The following is a 25175-nucleotide window of genomic DNA, read 5'->3' as shown; positions in this document are numbered from 1 at the left end:
TTAATTCAATTATACCATTTCGTCAATTGTTATGCAAGAGCAAAATAAAAAAAGCCGCCCATTTTGGGGCGGCTTTAGTTCCTTTAAAATAATACAATAGATTTTGTAAATTCATCAACATAAACGGCTTTGTTCAGCGCTTGTGCAATGGCTGCGCTGTCTATCAGCACCCTGTCCTGCACCATAGTAACATTTGCGTCAACAGGCACGCCGTCAATGGCCACCGTTCCGTCTGAATAGCAAACGCTGACGGTGCTTGCGTCCTTTGCGGCGGTTGCCGTTTGCAGTGCGCCGTCCCACGACACGGAATAGTTCGACAGCTCAAACACCGCACGGAAAGGAAGAAGAACAGACTCGCCGCTCACAACGGGGGCAACGTCGTTCTCGGTTAAATATGCGTCGATACAAATGCGGTAGTCGTTCCCAATGCCGCCGAACACCGTTATGCGGGGAGTTTCATCATGAAACGCTACGGCGCCCTTTGCCAGGCAGGAAATCAGCGCCTCGTCAGAAGCGCAATATTCGTTTAACACCGGATAGTCTGCAAATTTTGAAAATGTTGTGCCCACATAGTTGTTGGTGGCAACGGTATATGTCGCGGCTGGGTCAATTGGCTGGCCCGCAACGGTAACGCCGCTAATGCGCTTGCCGGGTTCTTTCGCTGCGTCATAAGCATAGCCTGCGCCAGAAATTTGCAGAAAAGAACCGCCCATTTCGGTAACTTCTCTCACAGAGTCTTCTAAAATCTGAATAAAATCTGCCCCTGTTACTTCTTTTGTCACGATGTAATTCCCAAAAGGAAACGCCTCGTAAACCTGGCCCCGGGTAATTTTGCCCGTTGGGATTGACGCGCGAATTCCGCCGCCGTTTTCAACAGCAATCTGTGCCCCGGTTTCCAGGCGGTAGCTGTCGCAGATGAGATCGCCCATGTAGGTTTCCTGGGTGCGGACAAAGGGATATTCTGCGTTTAAGAACACACTGGTTTCCCCGACCTCTTCTTCTAACAGCGCAGACTGGGCCTTGTCAGTCGCATCGACAAGGGCCTGAATTTCTTCGTCCCCGGGCGTATCTCCGGTAATGGAGAAGCGAGAAAATTCCTCCTTTTTATCGCTGTAAACGCGAACCACGCCGGCGCTCTCCTGGTAATAGCCGTCGCTTACCAGCGTGGTTTCGCCAACCATAATGCCGTCGTTGGTATTGTGGGAGTGGCCGTCTAAAATCAGGTCAATTCCCTTAACCTCGTTTGCCAAATCAATGCTGGTGCCCTCAGACTCAATCTGGCTTCCGATGTGGGTTAGCGCCACAATGTAGTCCGCTTGGTCCTCTAATTCGTCTACCATTTTTTTGGCGGTTTCAATGTCGTCACGGAATTCAATGCCCTCGGTGTTGGCCGGGGCAGTTTTGGTCTTTGTGTGGTCGTTGGCAATGCCGAACACACCTACCTTAAAGCCGTTAAAGTTCCAAATTTTATAATCCTCAAACACCAGATTACCATCTTCATCCACCACGTTGGCAGCTAAAATGGGTGTCCCGGCCTGTTCGCCCAGCTCCTTTAGGCGGTCAGTGCCGAAGTTATAGTCGTGGTTGCCTGTGGTCACAGCGTCGTAGCCCACCGCTTTTAAAAGCGGCGCTATGCTGCCGCCGCGCTCTAAGTTCGCCGCTGGCAGGCCGTGGAAAATGTCGCCGGAGTCTAACAGCAGCACATTTTCTCCTGCACTTTCGTGCTGTTTCACCAAATTGGCAATGGCCGCATAGCCCAGCGTTCTGCCGTGGGCGTCGGTAGTGTGGATAATAGTAACCGCCGCGTTGTCCTCCCCGGCAAAAACCGCAGGCGTACAAACGCCCAGTGCCAATGTAATGGCAAGCAGCAGTGTTAAAATTCGTTTTTTCATTTGTTTTTCCGTCCTTTCAAGAGAATTGACTTATTAGATTAAAAGTAACACAAATTGGCAGGGTTGTTAATTGTGTTTTCAGTATATCATAAATCTGCAAAAACTGTCAATTATAAATTACCTCCACTGAAAATTCCCTTTTCCTGCCGCCGCTTCAAAGTGATATTTCACAATTCCCAAATCCACCTCAAAGCCTTTGGGTGATTCAGCGGAAACGAAACCGCCGCTTAAAGTGAAGAAAAATTTTTGTTTGTTCATGGCGGTTGGAGCCAGAGCAGCAGCTCTAATGCCGCGGACAAACCATTCGGGCTCGTTCCCAGTGGGAGTATAAAAGGATTCTGGGGGTTTTGAGGTGTGAGGCGTGCCATTTGATTCACCGATGCCCAGAGCAATGATCATTAAAAGCTTTTCACCCTTTTCTGAATCAATTTCGCATTTTTTACGGCACTTGCCCCGGTTAAAGGTCAGGGCTACCCAGCAGGTGTTTAGCCCAAGCTCAGTCGCTTTTAACACGATTTGCTCCCCAAAATATCCGCACCGTTCCTCAAGGCCGGGGGCGTTTTTTCCTATCAGTGCTATATAGTTTTTTGCGTTTCGAAAGCCAGCCATGCGGGCCATAATGCCGGAAAACGCCTCTGGTTCGTTTGTAATTAATTGAATATGCAGTCCGCTGCGTTTATTTATGCTCTCAATCAGCTCATTTAAGGCAGTGGTTTTGCCAAGGTCTATAGGTGTATTTTTAAATGCGCGCACTGCATGCCGTGAATTCATGGTGTCTAAAATGTCCATAATATTCCTCCTTTTTTATGATTATAGCACGTGATTGTTAACCGCGTCAAGTTTTGCTTTTTGCTTAAAAAGATTATTTGCTTTTTATCCTGCACGGTGATAGAACGAGTTACATATATTATGCTGAAAAATGTCCGAAAGGGGATTGTCCAATGCATTCAAGGAAAAAGGTCCTGGTTGTGGAAGATAACATGCTCAACCGGGAGCTGCTGTGTGGGATTTTGGCAACGGAATATGAAGTTTTGGAGGCCGAAAACGGCCAGAAAGCACTTGAAATCGCACGGCGCTACAAGGAGGGCATTTCCATCATCCTGCTGGACCTTGTTATGCCCGTGATGGACGGTTATACATTTTTGTCCATTGTCAAGGCGGACGCAGGGCTTTCTTCAATTCCCGTAATTGTGGCAACCCAAAGCGACGGCGAATCTGACGAGGTGACTGTGACGTTTCTGTCCCTGTCGAAAATGACTCTTCCTGATATTGTTGCCATTTTTTTGCTTCTTTACATAAAATAGAATTTCCTACTAACATTATATTCACTGGCCTGCTTGTCTGACACAACGGTACAGGAAACCAAAAGCGCAAAAAAAGGACAGGCGCAATTGCCTGCCCGTGTTTTTTATTCATTTTGTCCAAGAAAGTTTAACTGAATATTACCGTTGTTGGCAGAGGCAAGCAACGTTTTTGTGCCGGTTTCCTTTTCCGGCGGCAAATTGCTTTCTCCCTTTTTCACCTGTGTGTGAATTGCAAACTCGTCCATTGTTCCTGCAATGGTTCCGCTGATGTTGCCGTTTTTCGCGTTTAACGTAACGGAGTTTCCTGGGTTTAGGTTTTCCAGCGCAATGTTGCCGTTGTTTACTGACACCGTTACAGAATTTAAAACCGAAAGGGGCGGCAGGGAAATGTCTGCATTGGTGGTGTTAAGCGTAAGGCTGTGTAAAGCGGACTGAGGAAGCTCAATGCGGACAGTTCTGTTTTCCGGAGCGGTTTTTCTGCCTACATAGTCGCCCCATTGTTTGTTTTCGGCATAGGTCATGCGCAGCTCTTTTTCTTCCGTTCGGTTCAGCTCATAAAATTCCTTGTCGCTTTCATAATAGGTAATGCAGATTTGCCCGTTTTCCGATGGAAGCAGTTCAATTTTCCGGTTTTTCACGTCAATGGTCAGGGTGTTCACGTCTTCTGCCGGGGCGGTGTAGTTTTTTTCCACAAATTCATGTTCCTCGCCGGAAGGCTTTGCGCCGCAGCCGGTGAGCAACGTGCCGGCGGCAGCCACGACCGCCGCAAGGCCGATTGCTACAATCTGATTTTTTAATATTTTTTTCATAAAATATTCCTCCCACAATGTTGTTTTTTATGGTATAATTACATTATACACCTTTGTGTAACACAAAAGTCAAGGGGGGATTTTTTTATGCAGGAATTTACCATAAAACAGGCGGCAGAACTTGCAGGCACCACCACCGAAACCCTGCGGCACTATGACAGGATTGGCCTTGTAAAGCCGTGCCAGAGGGACAAATTTTCGGGATATCGCTATTATTCTCAGCAGGAGATTGTGCAGTTGAAAACCATTGAGCTTTTAAAAATAATGGACTTTTCGCTCACAGACATAAAAGAACTTTTGCAGCAAAAGGATTTGTCCTGCGTGATTGCGCGTTTAAAGCAGGCGGAACAGAGCGCAGATCAAAAAATTGCACGCTTAAAATATGCGAAAGAAAAAATTAAGCGCGCCCGGCTGGACTATGAAAAAAAGAAAAGCGCCGCGCAAGGCGGCGAAGAAGACTGGTTTGTGAAGCACATGCCCAAACGGGTGATTTTGCTGTCGGACAATTTAGAGCGTCCCAATTTAAAAAATTTGTGGAGCTACCACAGCCACTTTTATGAGCAGTTAAACGAACAGCAGCGGCCAAAGTTTTTGTTTGAAGACGCGGCAGGCATGATTACAATAAAGGGCAAAACCAGGCTGTTTGCCGTGTGCTGCAGTTTCCCTTCGTTAGAGGGGCTTACTGTTTTGCCGGAGGGGGATTACCTTTGCGCAAACTGCACAGAGGAGAATAAAGACCAAGTGCTTCAGGTGCTTTTAAAACGGGCGAAAGAAGCATATGGTGCAAGGCCGGAATTCATTGTGCACAGCATTGTGGTGACGGGGATTTTGCAGTGGGACTATCAAATACAGCTTTATCTACAATGATTTTTCCACGGGCGTTTTCATCGTCCATAATAATTTCGCTCACCGACGGCGCGCAAATGGTGCCGGACAAAGGATTTTTAATGCTGTCTACCGGTGTCTTGATGGTTGCGTTGACCTGGGATTTTTCAAAGCATAGGTCGGTGCCGGACATTTCGCAATCCAAAAGCGTCAGGTTTTTGCAGTAGCATAAGGGCTGGGTGCCGATAATTTTGCAGTGATCCAGCGTCAGGCCGTTTGAATACCACCCCAAATATTCCCCCTTAATAACACTGTTTTTCACCGTTACGTTTTCGGCGTGCCAGAATGCGTCTTTCGTGTCAAACTCGCAGTCTTCAAAAACCGCGTTCTTTATGTATTGAAACGAATATTTTCCTTTCAGCCGCACATGGCTCAGCCGCATGTTCTCAGAGCGCATAAGAAAATATTCGCTTTCGGCGGTGCAATGGTGCATTTGCAAATTCCGCACCGACCAGCCAAATTCGGCAGAGCAAATGTCGCAGCCGGAAATCGCAACGTCGCTGCATTCCCGCAGGGCTTTAATGCCGTGCAGCTTGCTGTTTTTAATTTCTACACGATTGTCATACCATAGGGCGGCGCGGCAGAGGGGCGTAAGCTCTGAGCCGTTCACCTTCAGGCCGCTGTCGTGCCAAAAGGGGTAGCGGAGGTGAAACCGGCAGTTTTCAACCTGAATGTTTTCACACTCTTTTAATGCGCTTTCGCCGTCTGCCGGACCATCGAACGTGCAGTTATTTAAATGAAGCTCCTTTTCGCCATACAACGCCCGCTCCGCGTCGAACGTTTGATTTTGTATCAGTTTCATAGCTTGTTCCTCCATGCCTATTTTATTTTACTGTCTTTATTATAACGCATAGCGGCAAAAATGGCAAATACTCATCTTTTATAGATCACTATGCCTTTTGTCTATGATAAGTCTGTTTAAAGAGCGTGAAAGCCCCCTGCTTTGTTAGCAGGGGGCACGTTGTTATATTTTCCAAACCAAACGGGCCATTAAGGCGCCAGTTTCAGCTTCCGCTCCAAAATTACAATAGGGGGCAGCCAGCACATCTGGCCCTCCCAATTATACTCAAGTTCTCTTTATTTAAAATACCGTTTACCTATGCCGCATCAAGTTCAAAAAAATGCTTTACACTATTAAGAATGTGCTGAAGTTCACTTTTTTTAGATATTGATCCAATTTTTTTGCCAAGCTTTGATTTATCCATTGGACAAATCTGTTCAATTAAGGCAATACTTGGCTTATCCAATCCATAACCAGTGATTTTAATATGAAAACAATTCAATTTTTTTCTTACACTCGTACTTAAAGGTACTAAATGAATCAGAGGTGAATTGTTCGAAGTTTTTACAACAATCGCTGGCCGAAACCCACGAATTATGTTGCTTGAAGTATCTGCTTTAAAGTCCACCAAAAAAATATCGCCGGTTCTAATTTGATTCATCTTGATAGTCCTCCCCAATTCTTGTAATAATTTCGCCTAATCCAAGGTGCTGATAAAATTGCCATTTTTCATGAATTAAATGGCGATGTAACTGTTCAATCTCGTTACAAATGTAACGGTTTGTTTTTTCAAACTCAGCAATATAACGTTTTTGTTCCGTTATAGGCACTAAAGAAATTGGAAATTCTTCAAAATCTTTATTTTTTAAGGTAATAATGGAGGTTCCGACCTGACGGCCTTTTAAAAATGCTTGTCCAACTGGACTGTCTAAACAATATTTCAAATAATACGGATCACATTTTTCTTTATTGAGCCGTATCCCGACAAAATTGATGGATAATAAGATATTATGAATGCCATCAGGTACGACGCAGGTTTTAATCGTAACACCTTTACACGAGACGAGAACATCTCCTGGTTGAACTACATATTTTGAAACATCAGCATTTATATGATAGGTTTTTAAATTCTCTAAAATAATGTTTCCGTCCTGGATATCTGCATAATTAATGATTCTATACTTCCCATCCGGACATTCTTCTGCCGTCTTTGAAACGTTCATACCTCGGTATATTTTATCAGAAATATTTTTAAGTACGGGCCAATTTGTAACTTTGCTAAGATCCACAAATACCCGGCCCAGTTCAGATTCAATAGAGGAGGACGATATATAACGGCTGGGCAATAAGATACAATCATTCTGCAAAAGTTCTTGTTCGTTTATTACTCTTCCGATTTGTTGATCCATGCATGTTCCGTTATAGATTGATACAATTTTATTCATAACCTGCTTGTCCAGCTGGTCTACAACACGGGTAGAATTGTTTTTTGAGAATAGGCCTTCAGCCTGTATCATTGTGATAGCGGAGTTTCTCTTTGCTTTATTGATTACAATTAGGCTCAGCGGCATTGTTGTGTAAGATAAAATTTTTGATGGCAATGTGATAATGCATTCTATATATCCTTCCTCAATTACATGACGCCGAATCCAGCTGTATGAGGAATTGTATAAGGTTCCTGTTGAAACTGCGATAATACCTCGGCCGGTATCGGTTAAAGAAGCCGCTTGGTGCTCAATAAACAGCCACTCAGAATTGGATTTTGGCAGCGCGTAGCTAAATTTGAACCTGTCATATGAATCGTTAACGATCGTTTGTTCTAAATTAGACCAGGAGGAACCGAGGGGAGGAAACATGATGGAGTAATCAAATCTCATCAGGCCTTCTCCAAAATCATTTTTAAAACGGGGATTTGTAAACACATCTCCGCTCAGTATCTGCGAAAACTCAATTTCATTTATATATGCCCGAATTGTAGAAACGGCGCACAATATTTCCAGTTTTTCCTGCGCATAAATAAAGAGTTCTCCGTTTCGTTCTTTGGCATATCGACCTGCTGCAATACAGGTTGAACAAAGACCGGCTACACCGTCGTAAAAGGAACCGTTGATTGGGTTTAAAATAGACAGGCATAATTCGTTAATGGGGGCAGGGGTAGTGATAGATTCTGTAATCACCATGGGATAGTAGTGGACAGCTAAATCGTTAGCAATTTTCTGACAATCTTCTATATTTAATTTGTTGTTCAATAAAAATTCCGTCATTTCTGTTATGTCGCAATACTTATTTTCAGCCGTTATTACATCTACTGCCTCTCTCAGCTCTTTGGGAACGTTTGGGTGTATTACATCATAAATCAAATCACGAATGTATATTTCTGTATTTGTTTGTACGTTTTTTCTAAAATAGCTATCATGTTCGCTTATTTGTTTTTTCTTTATTACATATGCAGCAAAACATACGAGCAGTCCCTGATTCAGTGTTTCAAGTGAGATTGGAGATTTTTTTAATATGGGCTCTAAAAAATATTTGGTTATCGGACTCATTGTTTCCATTTAAAACACCTCAAAAGTAATTAAAATACTTTAATTAAATTTATATAATGTAATCTTTAAACTTTCTTGATATTTAGTATTATAAAACAACAGTATTAATTTGTCAATAAAATTTTTCAAAGTTTATCAATTTTTTATTTTATCTTAAAATTTTATTTGTAACATTATTCATTAAAGTATAACAATTACTTTCGATAGAGGATTTTATAAAGGTTATCAAAAATAAGGGGCTTGACTGCACTAATAAAAAAACTGGCGGATGTTTTTTGACAAAAAACAGAGCAGAACTTTTTTGCTTCGTTTTGACAAAGAATGCTAATTTTGATAAAATGTACCCCTTGTCATTTCGTGCATCACCCTTACAAGAAAGTTGCACTCGCTTGTAAGTTCGATATAATCACTCTATGGAGGCTTAATCTTTGAACTCAGAAAAATTAGCTACTGTGCTATCCATTTTTAAATTTAAAGTACATTTCACCACTTATTTTTTATTGGGACAAGTGTATCATCTGCCATTGGAGACTATTTGAGCCGCTGAACAGGGTTCATTAATTCCTAATATTTACATTTGAACATCTCCAAACTCAGCATATCAATAATGACAATAAAAGATTACCAAAATCAGGGGTGCATGTAATCTGTTGCAGGGTAAAATATAATGTCAAGTAAAAATCGGTAAGTTTTTTATGGTTCGTTGAATAGCTTGTTAATTTTTACTTGACACTAACTGTTTCCCGATATGAATTGACATTAATTCATAAATGTGATAAAATAAATTTTGTTAAAATAAACTATTTTAGATCTGTTTAGAAAGGAAGAGAATTATGAAAAAAATCGCTTGCCTGTTTTTTGCTGCATTCTTTTTGTTCGCTACATGTCTGGTATGTACAGCAGCGTCTGATGAAGTTACCACTTTTGCGGGCACCTATGAAGGCTGGTACTACGCCAATCAGGGGCAAACAGGTCTGACGCTTACTGTGAATGAAGATGGTACAGGAATATTTGAATTTTATAATATGCCTGGGAAATCCAATGCGAAGGATGGTTCTTATACTGTTTATGTGTCCTATGACGGGGGAAAATATGTAGTAGAGGGAGATGAATGGATCAATCATCCTTCCGGCTATTCGTTTGTTTCTTTGTCAGGAACTTTGGCTGACGGGGTATATACGGGACTGGTGAGTGAAAACAGCAGCTGGGAATTTGTTCTGATCCGAAACAATGAAAGCTACCAGCAGCTGACAGATAGTATTTATCAAAATCACAGCTATCAACGTTTTGATGAGGGGTTGACCTGGACCCAGGCAAAGGCACGCTGCGAAGAACTTGGAGGACATCTGGTAACCATTACCTCCGAAGCGGAACAGAAATTTGTAGAGGGACTATTAGAAGGCGGTTCTAAGAAACAATATTGGATCGGTGCAACGACAGCGGAAGGTTCGCCTGCATGGATTACAGGCGAGGTGTTTTCTTATTCCAACTGGGACTCGATCGAACCCAACAGCCACACTCGCTCCGACGGAGAGAAGGAGCAGTATGTTCAGATCTACAACACGGCAAACCCTGCAGTTGGAAGCAGCAGGCGATTTGCATGGAATGATATGTATAATGACAATACTTATCCCGGCGAAGAAGACAATTTTTCCGCAGACACAATCGGCTTTATCTGCGAGTGGGAGACCTGGGCAGATTCTGCGGAATGGTCCACTTCAGAACTTCAAGAAGCGGCGGATATCGGTCTGATTCCAGACGTATTAGTAGGAAAGGATATGACACAGCCCGTGACACGCGGCGAGTTTGCCGCAATTTGTGTTGAGCTATTTGAATCCATGACAGACGGACGTGCAGTAATGTCTTCCGAGTGCAAATTTAAAGATATTGGAGAAAATGAAAACAGAAATTATATTTTAAAAGCTTATAACATCGGTGCAGTGGCTGGTTATAGTGAAGAGCAATTTGCACCGGATGAATGGATTACTAGAGAACAGCTGGCTACTATGCTTTGCAGGGTGTATAAACGCTCCGAATGGCCAGAGTGGACCTTGGCGACGGATGAGCAGTTTACGATTAATTATTCCGGCGTTCCCAAATATGCTGATGATGAAGAAATTTCTGAGTATGCAAAGCCAAGCGTTTATTTTATGACAAAATACGGTGTCATCAGCGGCATAGGGGATGAATTGTTTGCACCCAGAAACACAAATTCTAAACAGGAAGCAGAAAGATATGCAAATGCTACGCGAGAGCAGGCACTAGTCATGTCCCTTAGAAGCTTTAAAAATCTGCAATAGTTTTTTTGAACTATAAATGGGGGCGGCTTAGTACATACAGGACCTTTGAATTATCCTCCCCCTGTATATGCGATATGCACTTTAAAAGTAAACATTATTGCAAAATAAAATTGAATACGAATTTTAAGAGTAGCCAAGAAAAAAGGTTACTCTTTTTGTTTGCTCGGCATGGGCAAACAAAAAGAACGGTAATTTTTTATCAAAATTACCGTTCACATTTGTTGTAAGTATTTTTATTGGACTTTCGTAAAAATACAGTAAAATAAGGGCTTGACAGCACCGGAGGCGCAAAGTCGTGAAAAGTTGATAGCGACAGAGAGCCGCCGCGAAGGCGTTTACAACTGAGCAGGCGAACCGAGCGGGACTTCTTACGAAAGAGGAGAAGCAAGAAAGCGGGCGTTTGTTTTTCCTGACAAAGAAAAACGGAGCAAGGCTTTCCTTTGCTCCGACTGGCTTTCACATACGAAATAGATGCAAATATTTATATCGTCTTTAATATGTAGCTTCTGCAAGTTTTGCAACTATTTTTGCAAGTTTTGCAGAATATTCTGCTAATTCAGCAGGAGAAGCATTTTCTAATTCTTTTTCCATTTCTTCGGTCTTGCTTGTCCATTCAGTCATTTCTGTCATCATATCTGTATAGTCTGACAAAATTGACATATCGGAAGGATTGTCATTATATTTTTTTGTAATTTCAATATATTCATCAACCCATTCCTCATACTCTTTTAAAAACTGCTTCCACTCTGCATCAGTAGAAGTTTCAGCAGGAGCTTCTTCATTGTTCTCAGCAGAATTTCCAACATCGTTTGATGTTTCAACAGCGGATACATCATTATTGCTTTCTACAGCATTGTTTGTTTCGCTACCGCAAGCGGCTAATGTTAATACTAAAGTTAATGCTAATACTATTGATAATAATTTTTTCATTTTACAATACTCCTCTTCACTGATTATTCTCATCTGAACGACACAATAATAAAATACCTGCAATTAAGTTTACAAATAATAGAGAACAAACTTTTAAACCTGTACCAACAGGTTCTCCTCGATTCATTCTACCGCAAATCGAAATAGTTATAGGCAAACACCAAGCAAGCGGTATAAGCAACCATCCTTGAACAATGCATCCTAGTATTAGAAAAATTTTACTTGCTATAGCTAATCCGTCATTTCCTTTCTTTCCTGCTACCTTTTTCTCTTGCTGTGACAAGCTGCAACCACACTTTGTGCACACAATGGCATTTTCGTGAACTTCCGCTCCACATGATTGACAATACTTCATCTTTTAATCACCTCATAATATATTTTGTCGACATTCGCTAGTAGTATTTTATACTACTTTATCCTACTTGTCAATACTTTATGCGAATTATGTATATAATATTTTTCGAGGTGAGGATATTGAAACCATTAAAAGAAAAAATTAGCATAACAATTGATAACGATATTCTTGAGAAACTGCGAGTACTTGCGGAAAACGATGACCGCTCTTTATCTCAGTATATAAATATTATCTTAAAAGAGCATATAAATGAACTTACATCAAATGTTGATTTTACAAAGTAATAAATAAACAAAAAACAACATTGCGTTATTGTTAAGCAATGCTGTTTTTGTATTATAATAATTTAATCATTGTCCCCCGTTCAAGTCTTCTAAAATCGATGGGTGCATCTATCATTGTCAATTCGTTTTTCAAATCTCAAAAATGCCGAAAAACTGCATAAAAATGCGGTCGAAACAGATTGCATCTATTTCGACCGCGAATTCTGGTCGGGATGACAGGATTTGAACCTGCGGCCCCTACGTCCCGAACGTAGTGCGCTACCAAACTGCGCTACATCCCGTTTTTGCGTACTTGATTATTATAATACAATCTGCGATAAATTGCAAGTATTTTTTATAAAAAAATGCGCTAAATTTTAAACTTTTTTTACGATTGAGGCAATTTACTTGCCATTTGGGGTGGAGCATGGTATAATATTACCGTGAAAAATCATAATCTTTTGGAGGAAGTATGACAAAATCCGTTGCCATCTGCACGCTGGGATGCAAGGTGAACGCCTACGAGTCGGAGGCGGTGGCAGAACAGTTTGCAAAAAGGGGCTTTTTCTTAACTGACTTCGACCAGGCTGCCGACGTTTACATAATTAACACCTGCACGGTGACGCACCTGTCGAGCCGCAAGTCCCGCCAGATGATTCGGCGGACAAAACAGTTAAACCCCAATGCGGTGCTGGTGGTGATGGGGTGCTATGCCCAAACCGCACCGGAGGAGGTTGCGGCTATCTCAGAGGTGGACCTGATTTTAGGCACGGGGGACAAGGGCCGCACGGCGGACGTAGTGGAGGAATTTTTATTAACCCGCAAACGGGCATGCCTTGTGTCGGGCTTGGACGAAAAAGACGAGTTTGAAGAACTTTGTGTTACCAGCTACGAGGGTAGAAGCCGGGCCTTTTTAAAGGTGCAGGACGGGTGCAACAACTTTTGCTCTTACTGCATTATTCCCTACGCCCGGGGCAGAATTCGTTCCCGCTCGCTGGAAAGCTGCGTTGCCGAGGCTAAGCGCCTGAGCCAAAGCGGCTTTTCAGAAATTGTGCTGGTGGGAATTCATTTGGCCTCCTACGGCAAAGAGCGGGGCGGGCCATATTTAATTGACCTGCTGGCTGAATTAAACAAAATTGACGGAATTGCGCGAATTCGTTTGGGTTCGCTGGAACCAACCTTGTTTGACGATACATTTACACAGCAAATTGCCGGACTTTCAAAAATTTGCCGGCACTTTCATCTGTCTTTGCAAAGCGGATGTGACGAAACGCTTATCAGAATGAACCGACACTATTCCACGGCGGACTATGAAGCCGCAGTTTTAAAAATTCGCAGAGCATTGCCCGGCGCGGCTATTACTACCGACATAATGGTGGGCTTTCCCGGGGAAACGGAGGAGGAGTTTTTAAACACCTTGGCCTTTGTTGAAAAAATTGGTTTTGCCGACGCGCATGTTTTTAAATATTCTGTGCGCAAAGGCACGAAGGCTGAAAAGATGGATGGCCAGGTTGCGCCCGAAGTGAAAGAAGATCGCAGCCGCCAGCTGATTGGGCTTGTGAAAACCTTAAACCAGCAGTTTGTGGCATCTTACATTGGAAAAACCGTTTCGGTGCTGTTTGAGCAGGAGCATAAGGGAATTCCCAATCTTTATGAGGGGAAAACGGACAACTACATCACCGTTTTGGCCAAAAGCCAAAGGGATGTTAGCGGGGAGTTTCATACCGTTGCCATTACCGGTGAGAAAGACGGGCTTGCCATTGGCGAGCTGACAGAGGAACATAAAAATTAAATTGGAAATGGGGGAGCGCGTTTCCCCGTTAGAAACTGGAGTGAGAAACATGAAAAAAGGAAAAATAGCGGTTGGCGTGATTGCCGCAGTTTTGGTTGTTGCCGCGGCGGCCTGTGCCGTGTGGTTTGCCGTTGGCAAGCCGCTGGTGAAAACAATTTCTGCCAAGGGATATGAAATTTCGGTGCCAAAGGGCTGGAGCTCTGATGCAAACGGCACGTTAACCGACAAAAATGGCACTGCAGTAGGTAAATTTGTTTTGATAAACGAGGAGCCGGATGCAAATAACGCAGTTGCCTATTCGGGTTTTGAGGCCAAAGGCAATGTGAAAACCGAAAATAAAACGGAGGTGATTTTAAAAAACACCTTTGAAACAGATAGCGGAAGGGCCGTGCAGTATTTTATTAAAAACATACCCAACCCCGAGCCTTATGCCATTTCAATTACCTTGCTCCGCACGGGGGTAAGCTCCATGACGGCGGAGCGGATTGCGGCAAGCCTGAAAATTCCTGAAATTGGCTCAAAGCCGCCGCAAAAGAACATTGCGGCAGTGGGCTATTACGACATTGGCGACGACAAAACCGCAAAGATTACTCTGTCAGACGGCAGTACCGCGGTGAAAAATGTGAGCTTAATCGATGCATTTATCAGCCGTCAGAAGAAAGGTGAGAGTACCGGGCTGGACGTTTTAAGCTATGAAACCACAGCCGACGGTGCGGTTTTAAAAACCTGGTCGCACATTGAAAGCGACGCAGGGCGCGGCTATTTATATTCCTATTACGACCGGGGAGACGGTGTTTATACCTATGACAACAATCCGGTTATTTTTGACGGCTTAACCAAAGAGATTGTAAAAGACAAGGGCATTACCTCTTACCGCCTGAAAACCGGCGAAACAGAAACGTCCCGGCTTTTGGAAATTCCTACAAATCTCTACCGCGACAACGCTGAAGCACTGGTGGCGATGAAAACTGCCGAGAGCACCGACCAGTCGGTAATGCAGATTTTAGAAAAGATTTTAACGCCCGACCAAATGAAAACCGTTTCTGCGGCAAAATCGCCGGAGGGGCTAAAATTAGTGTTTTCAGAAGAAGCAAACATTGACAGAACAAAGCTGACGAAAGACGCGGCGGTGCTGTTCAGTTTGCTTTCAGACGTGAATACGATTACGGTGGAGAAAACCGGCGGCGACACGTTCGTGCTAAAACGGAACGACGTGATGAAACAGGCTGGCGCGGCGGCAGAAACCGCAACAAACACCCCGGAGGACTTTGCAAAGTTTGCAGAGGAGCTTGACACAATTCCGCCGGCAAAGCCCCAGGGCGGGACAGACGGCAAATCATCCGACAGCCCGGCTGATTCTGCGGCGGACGGGGACGTGGTATATTCGTCCACGGTGGTGATTTCGTCCAGCACAAAGGTGAAACACCCCAGAACGGGTGAGATGGTGGCCATTGGCCCCTATGCCGAACAGATGGGCGTGAGCCAGTATTTAAACAAGCCCATTTCCTGCGTCATTAAAAAGGCGGGTTCTATCTACCTTGCCACGGCAACCTGCGGCGGCAGCGTGATTTATTCCCAGCCGCTGGAGAGCGAGGCGGCCGTGCAGGACGCAATTCGGCAAATTCAGTCCTATTCATAATAATTAGAAAAGAGTTGTGTGATAATGGATTTAAAATCAGCGCAGGAGCGCATAAAAAGCGCTGCGGACAATATTTCTAAGGTTGTGGTGGGAAAAGAGGACGTAATTTTAAAAATCCTTTCAGCCCTGTGCGCCGGCGGGCATGTGCTCTTAGAGGACGTGCCGGGAGCGGGCAAAACCGTGCTGGCAAAGTCTTTGGCAAAATCCTTTGGGGCGGCGTTCTCACGAATTCAGTTCACCCCGAATCTTTTGCCCTCCGACGTAACTGGCTTAAGCATTTATAACCGGAAAACCGAAGAATTTGTGTTTTCCCCCGGTCCGGTGTTTTGCAACATTTTGCTGGCGGACGAAATTAACCGCGCTACGCCGCGGACACAGTCCGGCCTGTTAGAGTGCATGGAGGAACGGCAGGTTACCACCGATGGGGTTGTGCGCCGGCTGGAGGAGCCGTTTTTCGTTATTGCCACCCAAAATCCGGTGGAAACGGCGGGCACATTTCCCCTGCCAGAGGCCCAGCTTGACCGTTTTTTGATGAAACTCAGCCTGGGCTATCCCTCAAAAGAGGAGGAGCTTGCCATTATGGAACGGTTTATGTCGGCCTCGCCGTTAGACGGGCTGGAGCCGGTGGTTTCCGTTTCGGAACTGGTAGAAATTCAGGCCGCGGCAAAGCAGGTGTTTGTGCACCCGGCTGTTTTAGATTATATTGCAGAGCTTTCGGCCCGCACCCGCCGGCTCACAAGCTTGTGCACCGGCATCAGCCCCCGGGCGGTATTGGGGCTGCTTGGCTGTGTGCGGGGCTATGCGCTGTGCCGGGGACGGGAGTTTGTAACGCCGGATGACGTGAAGGAATTGGCCCCGGCATGCCTGTGTCACAGGCTGATTGTAACGGCTGACACGTCGGCGGAGCATATCATTGGCGATGTGCTGGAGGCCGTGCCCGTGCCCACGGAGGAGTGGGGCGTGGCATGAAAATGATACTGTCTGCGGCCTGCGCCCTGCTGTTATTCTACATTCAAAGGTACATTTATAAACGCATTTGGAAGAAAAATCTCGGCGTCACAGTTTCGTTTGTGACGCCTTTTGCCGTTGAAGGCGAAAACAGCGCCCTCAGCGAAGTGATTGAAAATAAAAAGGCCTTTCCTGTGCCCGTGTTAAGGGTGAAGTTTTCTTTTGCCCGGGGGCTTTCGCTCACCGGCGGCGAAAATGTAACCCGGTCGGACAAGGTTTATAAAAACGATATTTTTTCCGTCATGCCCTACATGCGCATTACCAGAACCCACGAGTTTTTGTGCGAAAAGCGGGGGTTTTACACCATTGACAGCGTAAGCCTCACGTCGTCTGACCTTTTAATGTCTGCCAAATTCACAGACGTGCGCCCAAACGGAGGGCAGTGCGCTGAATTTTCTGTTTATCCCGCCCGGGCGGACGTGGCGCGGCTGCTGCCTGTTTTTTCAAAAATTATGGGCCAGAGAGAGGCGAAGGCGCAGCAGCCAGACCCCTTTGCGTTTCGCGGAATCCGCGACTATGCACCGTTTGATCCCATGCGGGATATTAACTGGAAAGCCACCGCCAAAACGGGAGATTTGAAGGTGAATATTCACGCAAGCACCCGCGCCGGGGAGGTGCGGCTGGCCCTTGATTTAGAGCCGGACTCCGACTGGGCGGACAATGGGGTGCGGGAGGAAGAAATCCGCATTGCGGCCACCCTTGCCTCCCTGTTTGTGCAAAAGGGGGCGGAGATTTCGCTTGCCTCCAACGGGCGTGACATTGTCACACAGGCTTCGGCAAACATGAAAAGCGGCTGTGGCCCGGGACATTTAACGGCCATGAAAGAGGCGCTGGCCCGCATCGATTTGGAAAAGGGCTGCGCGCCGTTTCAGGAGACGGCACAGCGCCTTTTAGACAACGGCGGCGAAAAACAAGAAACGGTTTTAATCACCGGTGCAAAGGGAACGGCTAAGGCCGCCCTTTATGAGCAGCTTGCCCGGCCTGGCGGCCTGCATATCATTTTTGTTGTGCGGCCTGATGCAGGGGCGTTGCCGGAAATCCGCGAAGCGAACGTAACGCGGTGGGAGGTGCACTATTAAAATGAAACGGGATTTGATGTTCGACTTGGCAAGCCTGTTTTCGCGGGCATCGCTGTGTTATGTTATCTCGGCGTTTTTGTGCTTGGGCAGGCCAATGGACGGCGCCGCTGCGGCTGTGACCGCTGGGCTTGTGCTTTGCACCGCGGTGTTGTTTTATATCTTCCGGCGGCTTTTTTATAACCCACTGGTGTTTTGCGCCGCCCATATCGGCGTGGCGGCGGTGGCGTTTTTCGTCATTCCCGCAGGGTTCACGTTTGGGTTTGCCGCAGGGCTGGTGTTTTTGCTGGCAGACTCGTTCTACTGCCGCCTGAAAAAAAGCGGCCCGGAGGAATATGCGGTGCACTGGGCGCTGGCTGTATTTTTGTGTGTGCTCTACATTGTGGGTGCTGCCTATGGCTTGAAGCAGTTCACCACCATCTGCTTTTACGGCGCGGTGTGCTTTTTGTCCCTCTATTTTTTGCAGACGGGGCTTTTGCGCACCGGCTCATTTTTAGAGGACAACAAGGAGCTTTCCAACGTGCCGTTTGTAAAAATCCGTTCTCAGGCGGGGGCGGTTTTGCTCGTTTTTGCCGCGGTGACTGCGGCGGTGATGGCGGTTGTGCCGAAAACGGTGTTGATGAGTGCTGTGACGGCTGTGCAAAACGGCATTTTGTTTCTAATTAGAATGGTTTTGGGAAAAATAGATGTGGGAAAGCCCTCTGAAATTCAGCAGGCGGAGCAGATTGATTTGGGCGGCGTGTTTAATGCCGGTATTTTTGAAAAGAGCGGCGAGATTTCGCCCATTTGGGACATTTTAGACAACATTGTGTTTATTTTGGTTTATGCGGCAATTATAATTGGTGCAATTGCTCTGGCGGTGTTCGTTTATGGCAGGGTGAAGGCCCTGTTTGCCGGTGCGAAAGAGACGGATAAAGACGTAACCGAGCGCATTGTGCCGGACAAGGTGGAGCGCGCATTCGTGCGCCGGGGCGCAAAGGCGCGGAAAAAAGCAGCAATCTCCGGCCCGGCGGAGAACGTGAAAATAAGAAAGCTTTACCGGCGGTTTGTTCAGTCCGCCCTGCCGGAAGGGGTGGCGCAGTCGGCAACCCCCGGTGAAATCAGCGAAAAGGCAGGCGGCGGCGACGTGCAGGCAATTTATGAAAAGGCGCGCTACGGCAAAGAACCCTGCGGAAAAGAAGATACCGAACGGCTGAAAGCTTTGGTGAAAGGAAAATAAAATGAACAAGGCCGTCCCAAATGGGCAAATCTTATAAGGAAGTAATTCCTATGTAAGTTACAGTGCAACCTCAAAAAGGGGTTGCACCGTTACTTTTTATGCTACAAAGCGGTAGTCCTGCCTGTTTGAATTTTGGTATCAAAATCCGATGCTCATTATTCCTGCGGATATCATTATCACAAACTGCATATCATTCATTTTCGTCTAATTTTAGGTGACGAAAAAGCTGACACCTTTATGTGTGCGGCATTTCAAAAAATAAAATTATTTTCCCCCAAACCTTAACCATGTCGCCTTTTCAGACACTATATTGGTGAAATCGCCGGTGAGGATTTAAACAAAAGGAGGTGTTAGCGTGGATAAGCACGAACTTGATTCTCGAATAACGGAAACAGCAATGTCGCTTTTTTCATATTGCACTGCTCGTACATCGAACCATTTTGAAGCAGAAGATTTAGCCCAGGATATTATATTGGAAATTTATAAATCAGCTGATAATATAAAAAACACAGACGCTTTTTATGGGTTTATGTGGGCGGTTGCCAGAAATGTTTATAAACAGTGGTGTAAGAATAAAGCAAAAATAAAAATGTGTGAGTTGAATGACAACTTGCAACTTGAAGATTTGATACCTGAAGATGATTCTTCAGAGGTTTATATATTACGCCGTGAATTGACACTTCTTGCAGAAAAATATCGTAGAGCTATTATTCTGTATTATATCGAGAATAAATCTTGTTCGGAAATATCCTGCATACTCTCCATTAGCGAAAGTATGGCTAAATATCTACTATTCAAGTCACGACAAATATTGAAAGGAGGTATGGTTATGGAAAGAAATTACGGACAACAGAGTTACAATCCGAAAGGTTTATCACTCCTGTTTTGGGGCAATGGCGCAAACCGGTATTATCATTTGTGTGATAGCAAAATTTCTCAAAACATCTTGTTTGCCTGTTATAACGACAAAATTACTGCTGAGCAAATTAGTTTGGAAATTGGAGTCCCCCTCCCTTATATAGAAGATAAACTCAGCGAGTTGTATGAATATGAGCTCTTAAAAAAAGTTGGAAACAGATACTATACAAATATTATTATCTTTACACAAGATTTTGTGAACGAGGTAATGACAAAAACCGCTGATTTAAAAGAACGAGTAGCTGAACTTATCATTGAATCAATCGAGAAAAATGAAACTGAAATCAGAAATATTGGTTTTATCGGTTCAGATATGAATAAGAATTCATTTAATTGGCAAATGGTGAGTTTTATTCTTTATCGTGCAGTTATTGAAATTCTGCAAAATAAAATTAAGGTGGTGTATCCCAAAGATAAGTTCGGCACAGAATGTTTTGTTTGGGGCGAAGAAAAGTGCGAAATAAGCGATTGGAATTCACAATTTAGGTTCGGTATTGCAAATGTTGAAAACAACAGCGGCGATTATGTGCAATTTATGGACTTTCCAATCAACGGGGAGATGGTGCATCAGTATTGTTTTAACAGACAGAATGTAACCAATGTGTTTTTGGATATTGCAAAAGGCAATACTGTTCAATTTAGTGAAAATGATTTAGCTGCTGCTGCAGACATGGTTAGGAAAGGCTTTGTGCTTCAAAATGAAAACAAACTGACTGTAAATGTACCCGTATTCACTAAAGAGCAACATCAAAAGCTCAAAGAAATTTTGTTAGACACAGCAACTCAAATCTCTGATGAAGCGGAGCTTTTAATGGATACGGTTAAAGAAATACTAACAAATCACATACCAGTTCACCTTAAAAAGTATGCAAAAGATATGGCATATCTTAGATTATTTGAGGATGCTATATCAGCTCCGGTAACCAATTTAGTTGAGCATAAATATCTGCTTCCCTATAGCGGGAATGCAACTCTTCCTACTACATACATTATTCTGAAATAATAACAATACTACGAACAGTAATGCCCGCAGACTTGTTTTAGTCTGCGGGCATCAATTATTATGTGAATATGAAGTCCGCATTGATGATCTAAATCGTTGTACTACGGACGGCATTCATTTTACCTGCTCACGCCATTGTATTCATGGACTTTAACCGTTCCGTTACGCCTTGCCATTTGGCCATTTCATTTACCAGCCGAGAAAACATACTTTCCGCCTGTCCATTAATGTCAGCAAGCCGTTAAGCTTTCGCTCGGTCGGCAGACTAGTATAAAAAGATTTTTTACTTCCTTATCAGGCGATAGCAAAAGGGCGGCCTTTTATTTCTATTCGTTTATCAGTTTATAAATCACATAGTCATCATGGGCCAGCGCGGTGCCGTCTTCCGCGCAGGAAACGGTGCACTGCACTCCGTCCTTGTGGGCGGTGTATTCATACACGCCGTCGTGCTCGTCTAATTCCGGTTCAGAAAAGTTAAACCCCAGCTTTGCAGACAGCACATCTTTTGTCACAACGCTGTCGTCAAAATCCGCCGCGTCGCGCAGGGTAGCAAGGACGAAAACGCATTTTGCGTCCTGAGGAACGTCTTCAAACTGCTGTTCGTCGCCGCCAAACCAAAACCACATGTCAGCGTTTTTCAGTTTAAAAACCGTCGCCCCGCCGTAATAGGTCTCCTGGTCTTTTTCGCCCAGGGCGGCCTCAATTTCCGACTTGGTCTGGTTTAAATAGTCCCGGGCAAAACGCCGACCGTTCTTCGGTTCTTCAGTACTTTTTGCAGCAGTGGGGCCGTCTGCTCCCTTTAAAAACACCAGCCCGCCGCAGCCAGAGAGCAGACAAACGCTTACCAAGCAGGCCAAAAACAAACACAGCTTCTTTTTCATGGGGTTCCCTCCTTTTTTATCAGGCGATTAAAAGCGCGTTTAACATGTAGTTAAAGTCGCCGATTGCCGTTCTGCCAACTTCGCCGTAGATTGAATAGGTCACGGTGTAAACGACGCCGTTTTTCCGGCCCATGTAAACCGTAATGTCCGGCTCGTGGTCGGTAATGCCAAACACGGTGCGCGGCGCGGTATATTCAATTTTCATAAACTCAATGCCGCCTAAAAGCACAACACCGTAGGAGCGCAAAGTGCCGGAAACCACGGTGACAATGCCGTCTGCCACGCTTTTTACATACTCGTCGGTTAAGCGCGCGTCCTCGCCGGTGTAAAGATCAGAACGCACTGAGAGCGAGGCGTGGCCCGCGTCTGTGGTGGTGCTGATTTCAAAATCCGTGCCGTCGGGCGCGTCGGTCTTCACGTCATACCCCTCAAAATAGGGAATGTTAAAGGCCGAAACCGCGGTTTTTCCGCTTTGGGTCAGCTTCTTTACGGAACTGAAGCTCTCTGCTGCAGCTGTTTTTGCCAAAAATGCCTGAGAGAAAATGTTTACACTGCGGTCCTGCGCGTTCCACTCCACGGTGCAGCCAAAGCTTTCAGCCACGGCCCGGGTGGGCACCATGGTGCTGCCCTCTACCAGCTGGGGCGCGGCGTCTAACGTTTTAAACGCGCCGTTCACCGTCATTACCTTGTTGTTCACCACCATCACCACGGTGGTGTCGCCCAGCACGGAGGTCACCGTCTGGGTTTCGCCGTTCCAGTCCACGGAAGCGCCCATAGCTTCGAAAATGGCACGGACGGGAACCAGCGTTCTGTCGTTTAAAATTACCGGCTCCTGGGTAAATTCTACCGGCGCGCAGTCTAAAACCACGGTGATGGGTTCTGCCGCCAGCGCCTGCGTGCACGCCAGCAGCATGACGCAGCACGCCAGCATACTAATTATTTTTTTCATATAAAACATACTCCTTTTTTTTCTATTCAAGTTTAAATTTAACAATTTTGTAATGATTATACCACCCGATGCTGAATTTGTCAAGTTTGCCGCGGATTTGCAGGTTTTTTTAAGCCGCCGCTTTATTTTTTTCACAGAAAATTGCGGATTGGGCTTGTAATTTTTGTGAAAATGTGGTAAAATAAAAACCTATACAAATAATTTAAAAATAAAGGAGAAGAAGCGGTATGATGAAATTGAAAAAATTTTTATGCGTGGCCGCGGCGGCTGTGATGGCGTTAAGCCTTGTTGCCTGCGGAAATTCTGATTCAGGTACTTCTGCATCCTCTGCGCCGGGCGGCGCAGCCAGCAACAAAACTTATGTAATTTATTCGGACAACGCGTTCCCGCCTTATGAGTTCCTAGACCAGTCCACAAACACCTATGTGGGCATTGACATGGACATTTTGGCGGCGGTTGCCAAAGACCAGGGCTTTCAATATGAAGTGAAAAACGAGGGGTTCGACGCCTCTATGGGCGCGGTGCAGGCAGGCCAGGCCGATGCAATGATTGCCGGCATGACCATTACCGACGCACGCCGGGAAACCTTTGATTTTTCCGAACCCTATTTTGAAGACGGCCAGATTCTGGTCGTGAAAAAGGACAGCGATGCAAAAGATTTGTCAGACTTAAAGGGCAAGCAGATTGCCGTAAAAACCAGCACCCAGGGCGCGGCCTATGCCGAGAGCAAAAAGGATGAATATGACTTAAAACTGGTGTATTATGAAGATTCGCCCACCATGTACACAGCCCTAAAGAACGGCACGGACGACGCCTGCTTTGAAGACCGCATGGTAATTCAATATACCATCGACTCAGAAAACTTAGACCTGAAAACCGTGGGCGAGGTGCTCAATCCCGGCGACTATGGCTTTGCGGTGAAAAAGGGAACAAATCCCGAGCTGATTGAAATGTTTAACAAGGGCCTTGCCAACATTAAGGCAAACGGCGAATATGACAAAATTTTAGAAAAATACGGCTATCAGTCTTAACAGACGCTGTGCGCCGGGGATAAAAGCGCGTTTTCCTTAAAGGCGCGCTTTTATCCGGCCGGCAATATTTTAGAAATCAGAGAGAAGATTTATGGACTTTTTAAGAACAATTCAGGAAGCGACGCCTCTTTTATTAGAAGGCATTAAAATGACGGTGGCAATTTCGCTGCTGTCTATTATAATTGGTATTATCATCGGGCTGATCACCTGTTTTTTTGCCATTTCAAAGTTCCGCGTGCTGCGCGGCCTTTCGGGCGCATATGTCTGGATTGTCCGCGGAACGCCAATGATTGTGCAGGCGTTTATCGTATATTTCGGCGTTCCCCAGCTCATTCAGCTGATGCTGACAGCCATGCAAATTACGGATACGGTGCGCATCTCACCGTTTCTGGCAGGGGTAATTACCCTGTCTTTAAACGCCGGGGCATACCTTTCCGAAATTTTTAGAAGCGGAATTAACGCCGTGAGCCGCGGACAGGTGGAGGCGGCCAGAAGCCTGGGCCTTTCCCACTGGCGCACCATGACGAAAATTGTGCTGCCCCAGGCCTTTAAAATTACGCTGCCGTCTTTGGTGAACCAGTTTATCATCACCATTAAAGACACCTCCATTCTGTCGGTTATTGGCCTGGCAGATATTGTGAACCGGGCAAAGGTGTATGTGGGCAAGTCTTACCAGTTTTTCGCTACATATATTCTGGTGGCGGTTTATTACCTTGTGGTAATTTCCATTTTAATGCTGGTGTCAAAATATTTGGAGAAAAAAGTGAATTATGAACATAAAAGTTAACGTAACGAATTTGCATAAATCCTTTGGGAAGTTAGAGGTGCTCCGCGGCATTGATTTACAAATTGCCGAGGGTGAGGTGGTTTGCATTATCGGGCCGTCCGGCTCGGGCAAGTCTACCTTTTTGCGCTGCTTAAACCAGCTGGAAACGGCCACCTCCGGCAGTATTGTGGTGGACGGATTTGAAATCTGCGACAAAAAGACCAACATTAACCGCGTGCGGCAGAACATTGGCATGGTGTTTCAGAGCTTTAACCTGTTTTCCCATCTCACGGTGTTAAAAAACGTGATGCTGGCCCCGGTGGATTTAAAAAAGATGGACAAAAAAACGGCTGAAGAGAACGCCAAAGAGCTGTTGGCCCGGGTTGGCCTGGCAGATAAGGCTCACGTTTATCCCCACCAGCTTTCCGGCGGTCAGCAGCAGCGTGTGGCAATTGCCCGCGCACTGGCCATGAAACCCGACATTATGCTGTTTGACGAGCCCACCTCGGCCTTAGACCCCGAGATGGTAGGCGAGGTGCTGGCTGTGATGAAAGAGCTGGCCAAAGGCGGCATGACAATGGCAGTGGTGACCCATGAAATGGGCTTCGCGCGGGACGTGGCCGACCGGGTGATTTTTATGGACGAAGGCGTAATTATGGAAGAAGGCACGCCGGAGGAAATTTTTAAAAATCCGAAAAACGAGCGCACCCAGGCGTTTTTAAACTGTATTTTATAATGATAAGGCTTTTGCACCGCTTTGTGCAAAGGCCTTTTTGTTTTGCAACAATCATCATAAAAAAGAGGGGCGTTTTGCAAAATATGTGTTGC

At 45.2% G+C, this 25175-nt stretch carries 24 protein-coding genes and 1 tRNA gene; 13 read left to right on the top strand and 12 right to left on the bottom strand.

All coding sequences use genetic code 11. The features are described from left to right. Positions 1-83: 83 nt before the first annotated feature. Together H8698_RS03180 and H8698_RS03175 are read right to left on the bottom strand one after the other, a co-directional pair. A complete protein-coding gene (locus H8698_RS03180; protein ID WP_249311143.1) occupies positions 84-1892 on the bottom strand; it encodes a 5'-nucleotidase C-terminal domain-containing protein in 1809 nt (602 codons plus the stop codon). A gap of 117 nt (positions 1893-2009) precedes the next feature. Next, entirely contained in the window at positions 2010-2681 is a 672-nt protein-coding gene (locus tag H8698_RS03175; RefSeq protein WP_249311142.1) for a nitroreductase family protein, read from the bottom strand. Between the two features lie 152 nt (positions 2682-2833). On the opposite strand from H8698_RS03175, the gene H8698_RS03170 reads away from it, so the two are divergent. Continuing rightward, positions 2834-3196 (top strand): response regulator, encoded by a 363-nt coding sequence (locus H8698_RS03170; protein ID WP_430393557.1) that lies wholly within the window; start codon positions 2834-2836, stop codon positions 3194-3196. Between the two features lie 104 nt (positions 3197-3300). Here the strand turns inward: H8698_RS03170 and H8698_RS03165 are convergent, their stop codons facing one another. Next, positions 3301-4005: a DUF4097 family beta strand repeat-containing protein gene (locus tag H8698_RS03165; RefSeq protein WP_249311141.1), complete on the bottom strand. Its 705-nt coding sequence runs from the start codon at positions 4003-4005 to the stop codon at positions 3301-3303. An 87-nt stretch (positions 4006-4092) separates the two neighbouring features. Between H8698_RS03165 and H8698_RS03160 the strand changes: the two genes are divergently transcribed. Beyond that, a complete protein-coding gene (locus H8698_RS03160) occupies positions 4093-4872 on the top strand; it encodes a MerR family transcriptional regulator (protein ID WP_249311140.1) in 780 nt (259 codons plus the stop codon). Here the strand turns inward: H8698_RS03160 and H8698_RS03155 are convergent. The 3 genes from H8698_RS03155 to H8698_RS03145 form a co-directional block, all read right to left on the bottom strand. After that, positions 4802-5692 carry a DUF3737 family protein gene (locus H8698_RS03155; RefSeq protein ID WP_249311139.1) on the bottom strand — a complete coding sequence of 297 codons (891 nt, stop codon included), beginning with the start codon at positions 5690-5692 and terminating at the stop codon, positions 4802-4804. The two genes, H8698_RS03160 and H8698_RS03155, sit on opposite strands and share 71 nt — an antisense overlap. A 295-nt stretch (positions 5693-5987) precedes the next feature. Beyond that, positions 5988-6332: a type II toxin-antitoxin system PemK/MazF family toxin gene (locus tag H8698_RS03150; protein WP_249311138.1), complete on the bottom strand. Its 345-nt coding sequence runs from the start codon at positions 6330-6332 to the stop codon at positions 5988-5990. Further along, positions 6319-8226: an N-6 DNA methylase gene (locus H8698_RS03145; protein ID WP_249311137.1), complete on the bottom strand. Its 1908-nt coding sequence runs from the start codon at positions 8224-8226 to the stop codon at positions 6319-6321. Before H8698_RS03145 ends, H8698_RS03150 begins: the two co-directional genes overlap by 14 nt. Positions 8227-9050: 824 nt before the next feature. On the opposite strand from H8698_RS03145, the gene H8698_RS03140 reads away from it, so the two are divergent. After that, on the top strand, positions 9051-10517 hold the full coding sequence (locus H8698_RS03140; RefSeq protein WP_249311136.1) for a lectin-like protein: 1467 nt from the start codon (positions 9051-9053) through the stop codon (positions 10515-10517). 492 nt (positions 10518-11009) lie between these two features. Here H8698_RS03140 and H8698_RS03135 read toward each other — a convergent pair whose 3' ends face one another. Continuing rightward, on the bottom strand, positions 11010-11447 hold the full coding sequence (locus H8698_RS03135; protein ID WP_249311135.1) for a DUF6591 domain-containing protein: 438 nt from the start codon (positions 11445-11447) through the stop codon (positions 11010-11012). A 16-nt stretch (positions 11448-11463) separates the two neighbouring features. Beyond that, complete coding sequence (locus H8698_RS03130) at positions 11464-11730, bottom strand: hypothetical protein (protein WP_249311134.1); 267 nt, start codon at positions 11728-11730, stop codon at positions 11464-11466. 191 nt (positions 11731-11921) lie between these two features. On the opposite strand from H8698_RS03130, the gene H8698_RS03125 reads away from it, so the two are divergent. Further along, positions 11922-12086, top strand: coding sequence for a toxin-antitoxin system protein (locus H8698_RS03125; RefSeq protein WP_249311133.1), 165 nt, complete (start codon positions 11922-11924; stop codon positions 12084-12086). A gap of 204 nt (positions 12087-12290) precedes the next feature. On the opposite strand, the gene H8698_RS03120 is transcribed toward H8698_RS03125, so the two are convergent. After that, a tRNA-Pro gene (locus H8698_RS03120) sits at positions 12291-12367 on the bottom strand. Positions 12368-12537: 170 nt separating this feature from the next. On the opposite strand from H8698_RS03120, the gene mtaB reads away from it, so the two are divergent. The 6 genes from mtaB (at position 12538) to H8698_RS03090 (ending at position 20720) form a co-directional block, all read left to right on the top strand. Further along, positions 12538-13857 (top strand): tRNA (N(6)-L-threonylcarbamoyladenosine(37)-C(2))-methylthiotransferase MtaB, encoded by a 1320-nt coding sequence (mtaB, locus tag H8698_RS03115; protein ID WP_249311132.1) that lies wholly within the window; start codon positions 12538-12540, stop codon positions 13855-13857. A gap of 49 nt (positions 13858-13906) precedes the next feature. Continuing rightward, the gene (locus tag H8698_RS03110) at positions 13907-15496 is read left to right on the top strand and encodes a hypothetical protein (RefSeq protein WP_249311131.1); all 1590 of its coding nucleotides are present in this window, start codon (positions 13907-13909) and stop codon (positions 15494-15496) included. A gap of 24 nt (positions 15497-15520) precedes the next feature. Beyond that, on the top strand, positions 15521-16465 hold the full coding sequence (locus tag H8698_RS03105; RefSeq protein ID WP_249311130.1) for an AAA family ATPase: 945 nt from the start codon (positions 15521-15523) through the stop codon (positions 16463-16465). Then, positions 16462-17583 (top strand): DUF58 domain-containing protein, encoded by a 1122-nt coding sequence (locus H8698_RS03100; protein ID WP_249311129.1) that lies wholly within the window; start codon positions 16462-16464, stop codon positions 17581-17583. The genes H8698_RS03105 and H8698_RS03100 overlap by 4 nt, the downstream gene beginning before the upstream one ends. Before the next feature lies 1 nt (position 17584). Further along, positions 17585-18799 (top strand): hypothetical protein, encoded by a 1215-nt coding sequence (locus H8698_RS03095; RefSeq protein ID WP_249311128.1) that lies wholly within the window; start codon positions 17585-17587, stop codon positions 18797-18799. 355 nt (positions 18800-19154) lie between these two features. Further along, positions 19155-20720, top strand: coding sequence for a sigma-70 family RNA polymerase sigma factor (locus H8698_RS03090; protein ID WP_249311127.1), 1566 nt, complete (start codon positions 19155-19157; stop codon positions 20718-20720). A gap of 127 nt (positions 20721-20847) precedes the next feature. Here the strand turns inward: H8698_RS03090 and H8698_RS13480 are convergent, their stop codons facing one another. The 3 genes from H8698_RS13480 to H8698_RS03080 all read right to left on the bottom strand — a co-directional run bounded on the left by H8698_RS13480 (position 20848) and on the right by H8698_RS03080 (position 22550). Then, entirely contained in the window at positions 20848-20949 is a 102-nt protein-coding gene (locus tag H8698_RS13480; protein ID WP_430393565.1) for a TnpV protein, read from the bottom strand. Positions 20950-21046: 97 nt separating this feature from the next. Beyond that, on the bottom strand, positions 21047-21601 hold the full coding sequence (locus H8698_RS03085) for a hypothetical protein (protein ID WP_249311126.1): 555 nt from the start codon (positions 21599-21601) through the stop codon (positions 21047-21049). Between the two features lie 19 nt (positions 21602-21620). After that, positions 21621-22550 (bottom strand): copper amine oxidase N-terminal domain-containing protein, encoded by a 930-nt coding sequence (locus H8698_RS03080; RefSeq protein ID WP_249311125.1) that lies wholly within the window; start codon positions 22548-22550, stop codon positions 21621-21623. A gap of 227 nt (positions 22551-22777) precedes the next feature. Here H8698_RS03080 and H8698_RS03075 point away from each other — a divergent pair, with 227 nt between their 5' ends. The 3 genes from H8698_RS03075 (at position 22778) to H8698_RS03065 (ending at position 25083) form a co-directional block, all read left to right on the top strand. Further along, entirely contained in the window at positions 22778-23581 is an 804-nt protein-coding gene (locus H8698_RS03075; protein ID WP_249311124.1) for a transporter substrate-binding domain-containing protein, read from the top strand. 91 nt (positions 23582-23672) lie between these two features. Continuing rightward, a complete protein-coding gene (locus H8698_RS03070) occupies positions 23673-24368 on the top strand; it encodes an amino acid ABC transporter permease (RefSeq protein ID WP_177677565.1) in 696 nt (231 codons plus the stop codon). After that, positions 24352-25083 carry an amino acid ABC transporter ATP-binding protein gene (locus H8698_RS03065; protein WP_249311123.1) on the top strand — a complete coding sequence of 244 codons (732 nt, stop codon included), beginning with the start codon at positions 24352-24354 and terminating at the stop codon, positions 25081-25083. Before H8698_RS03070 ends, H8698_RS03065 begins: the two co-directional genes overlap by 17 nt. The last annotated feature ends 92 nt before the right edge of the window (positions 25084-25175 follow it).

The sequence above is a fragment of the Congzhengia minquanensis genome, from assembly GCF_014384785.1.
In the GTDB taxonomy this organism is placed as follows: domain Bacteria; phylum Bacillota; class Clostridia; order UBA1381; family UBA9506; genus Congzhengia; species Congzhengia minquanensis.
This window is presented reverse-complemented; position numbering and strand designations above follow the sequence as displayed.

What these genes read in the sequence shown, in the direction of transcription:
- H8698_RS03180 (WP_249311143.1), bottom strand. Translation starts at nt 1,892, where the DNA reads ATGAAAAAACGAATTTTAACACTGCTGCTTGCCATTACATTGGCACTG.
- H8698_RS03175 (WP_249311142.1), bottom strand. Translation starts at nt 2,681, where the DNA reads ATGGACATTTTAGACACCATGAATTCACGGCATGCAGTGCGCGCATTT.
- H8698_RS03170 (WP_430393557.1), top strand. Translation starts at nt 2,834, where the DNA reads ATGCATTCAAGGAAAAAGGTCCTGGTTGTGGAAGATAACATGCTCAAC.
- H8698_RS03165 (WP_249311141.1), bottom strand. Translation starts at nt 4,005, where the DNA reads ATGAAAAAAATATTAAAAAATCAGATTGTAGCAATCGGCCTTGCGGCG.
- H8698_RS03160 (WP_249311140.1), top strand. Translation starts at nt 4,093, where the DNA reads ATGCAGGAATTTACCATAAAACAGGCGGCAGAACTTGCAGGCACCACC.
- H8698_RS03155 (WP_249311139.1), bottom strand. Translation starts at nt 5,692, where the DNA reads ATGAAACTGATACAAAATCAAACGTTCGACGCGGAGCGGGCGTTGTAT.
- H8698_RS03150 (WP_249311138.1), bottom strand. Translation starts at nt 6,332, where the DNA reads ATGAATCAAATTAGAACCGGCGATATTTTTTTGGTGGACTTTAAAGCA.
- H8698_RS03145 (WP_249311137.1), bottom strand. Translation starts at nt 8,226, where the DNA reads ATGGAAACAATGAGTCCGATAACCAAATATTTTTTAGAGCCCATATTA.
- H8698_RS03140 (WP_249311136.1), top strand. Translation starts at nt 9,051, where the DNA reads ATGAAAAAAATCGCTTGCCTGTTTTTTGCTGCATTCTTTTTGTTCGCT.
- H8698_RS03135 (WP_249311135.1), bottom strand. Translation starts at nt 11,447, where the DNA reads ATGAAAAAATTATTATCAATAGTATTAGCATTAACTTTAGTATTAACA.
- mtaB (WP_249311132.1), top strand. Translation starts at nt 12,538, where the DNA reads ATGACAAAATCCGTTGCCATCTGCACGCTGGGATGCAAGGTGAACGCC.
- H8698_RS03110 (WP_249311131.1), top strand. Translation starts at nt 13,907, where the DNA reads ATGAAAAAAGGAAAAATAGCGGTTGGCGTGATTGCCGCAGTTTTGGTT.
- H8698_RS03105 (WP_249311130.1), top strand. Translation starts at nt 15,521, where the DNA reads ATGGATTTAAAATCAGCGCAGGAGCGCATAAAAAGCGCTGCGGACAAT.
- H8698_RS03100 (WP_249311129.1), top strand. Translation starts at nt 16,462, where the DNA reads ATGAAAATGATACTGTCTGCGGCCTGCGCCCTGCTGTTATTCTACATT.
- H8698_RS03095 (WP_249311128.1), top strand. Translation starts at nt 17,585, where the DNA reads ATGAAACGGGATTTGATGTTCGACTTGGCAAGCCTGTTTTCGCGGGCA.
- H8698_RS03085 (WP_249311126.1), bottom strand. Translation starts at nt 21,601, where the DNA reads ATGAAAAAGAAGCTGTGTTTGTTTTTGGCCTGCTTGGTAAGCGTTTGT.
- H8698_RS03080 (WP_249311125.1), bottom strand. Translation starts at nt 22,550, where the DNA reads ATGAAAAAAATAATTAGTATGCTGGCGTGCTGCGTCATGCTGCTGGCG.
- H8698_RS03075 (WP_249311124.1), top strand. Translation starts at nt 22,778, where the DNA reads ATGATGAAATTGAAAAAATTTTTATGCGTGGCCGCGGCGGCTGTGATG.
- H8698_RS03070 (WP_177677565.1), top strand. Translation starts at nt 23,673, where the DNA reads ATGGACTTTTTAAGAACAATTCAGGAAGCGACGCCTCTTTTATTAGAA.
- H8698_RS03065 (WP_249311123.1), top strand. Translation starts at nt 24,352, where the DNA reads ATGAACATAAAAGTTAACGTAACGAATTTGCATAAATCCTTTGGGAAG.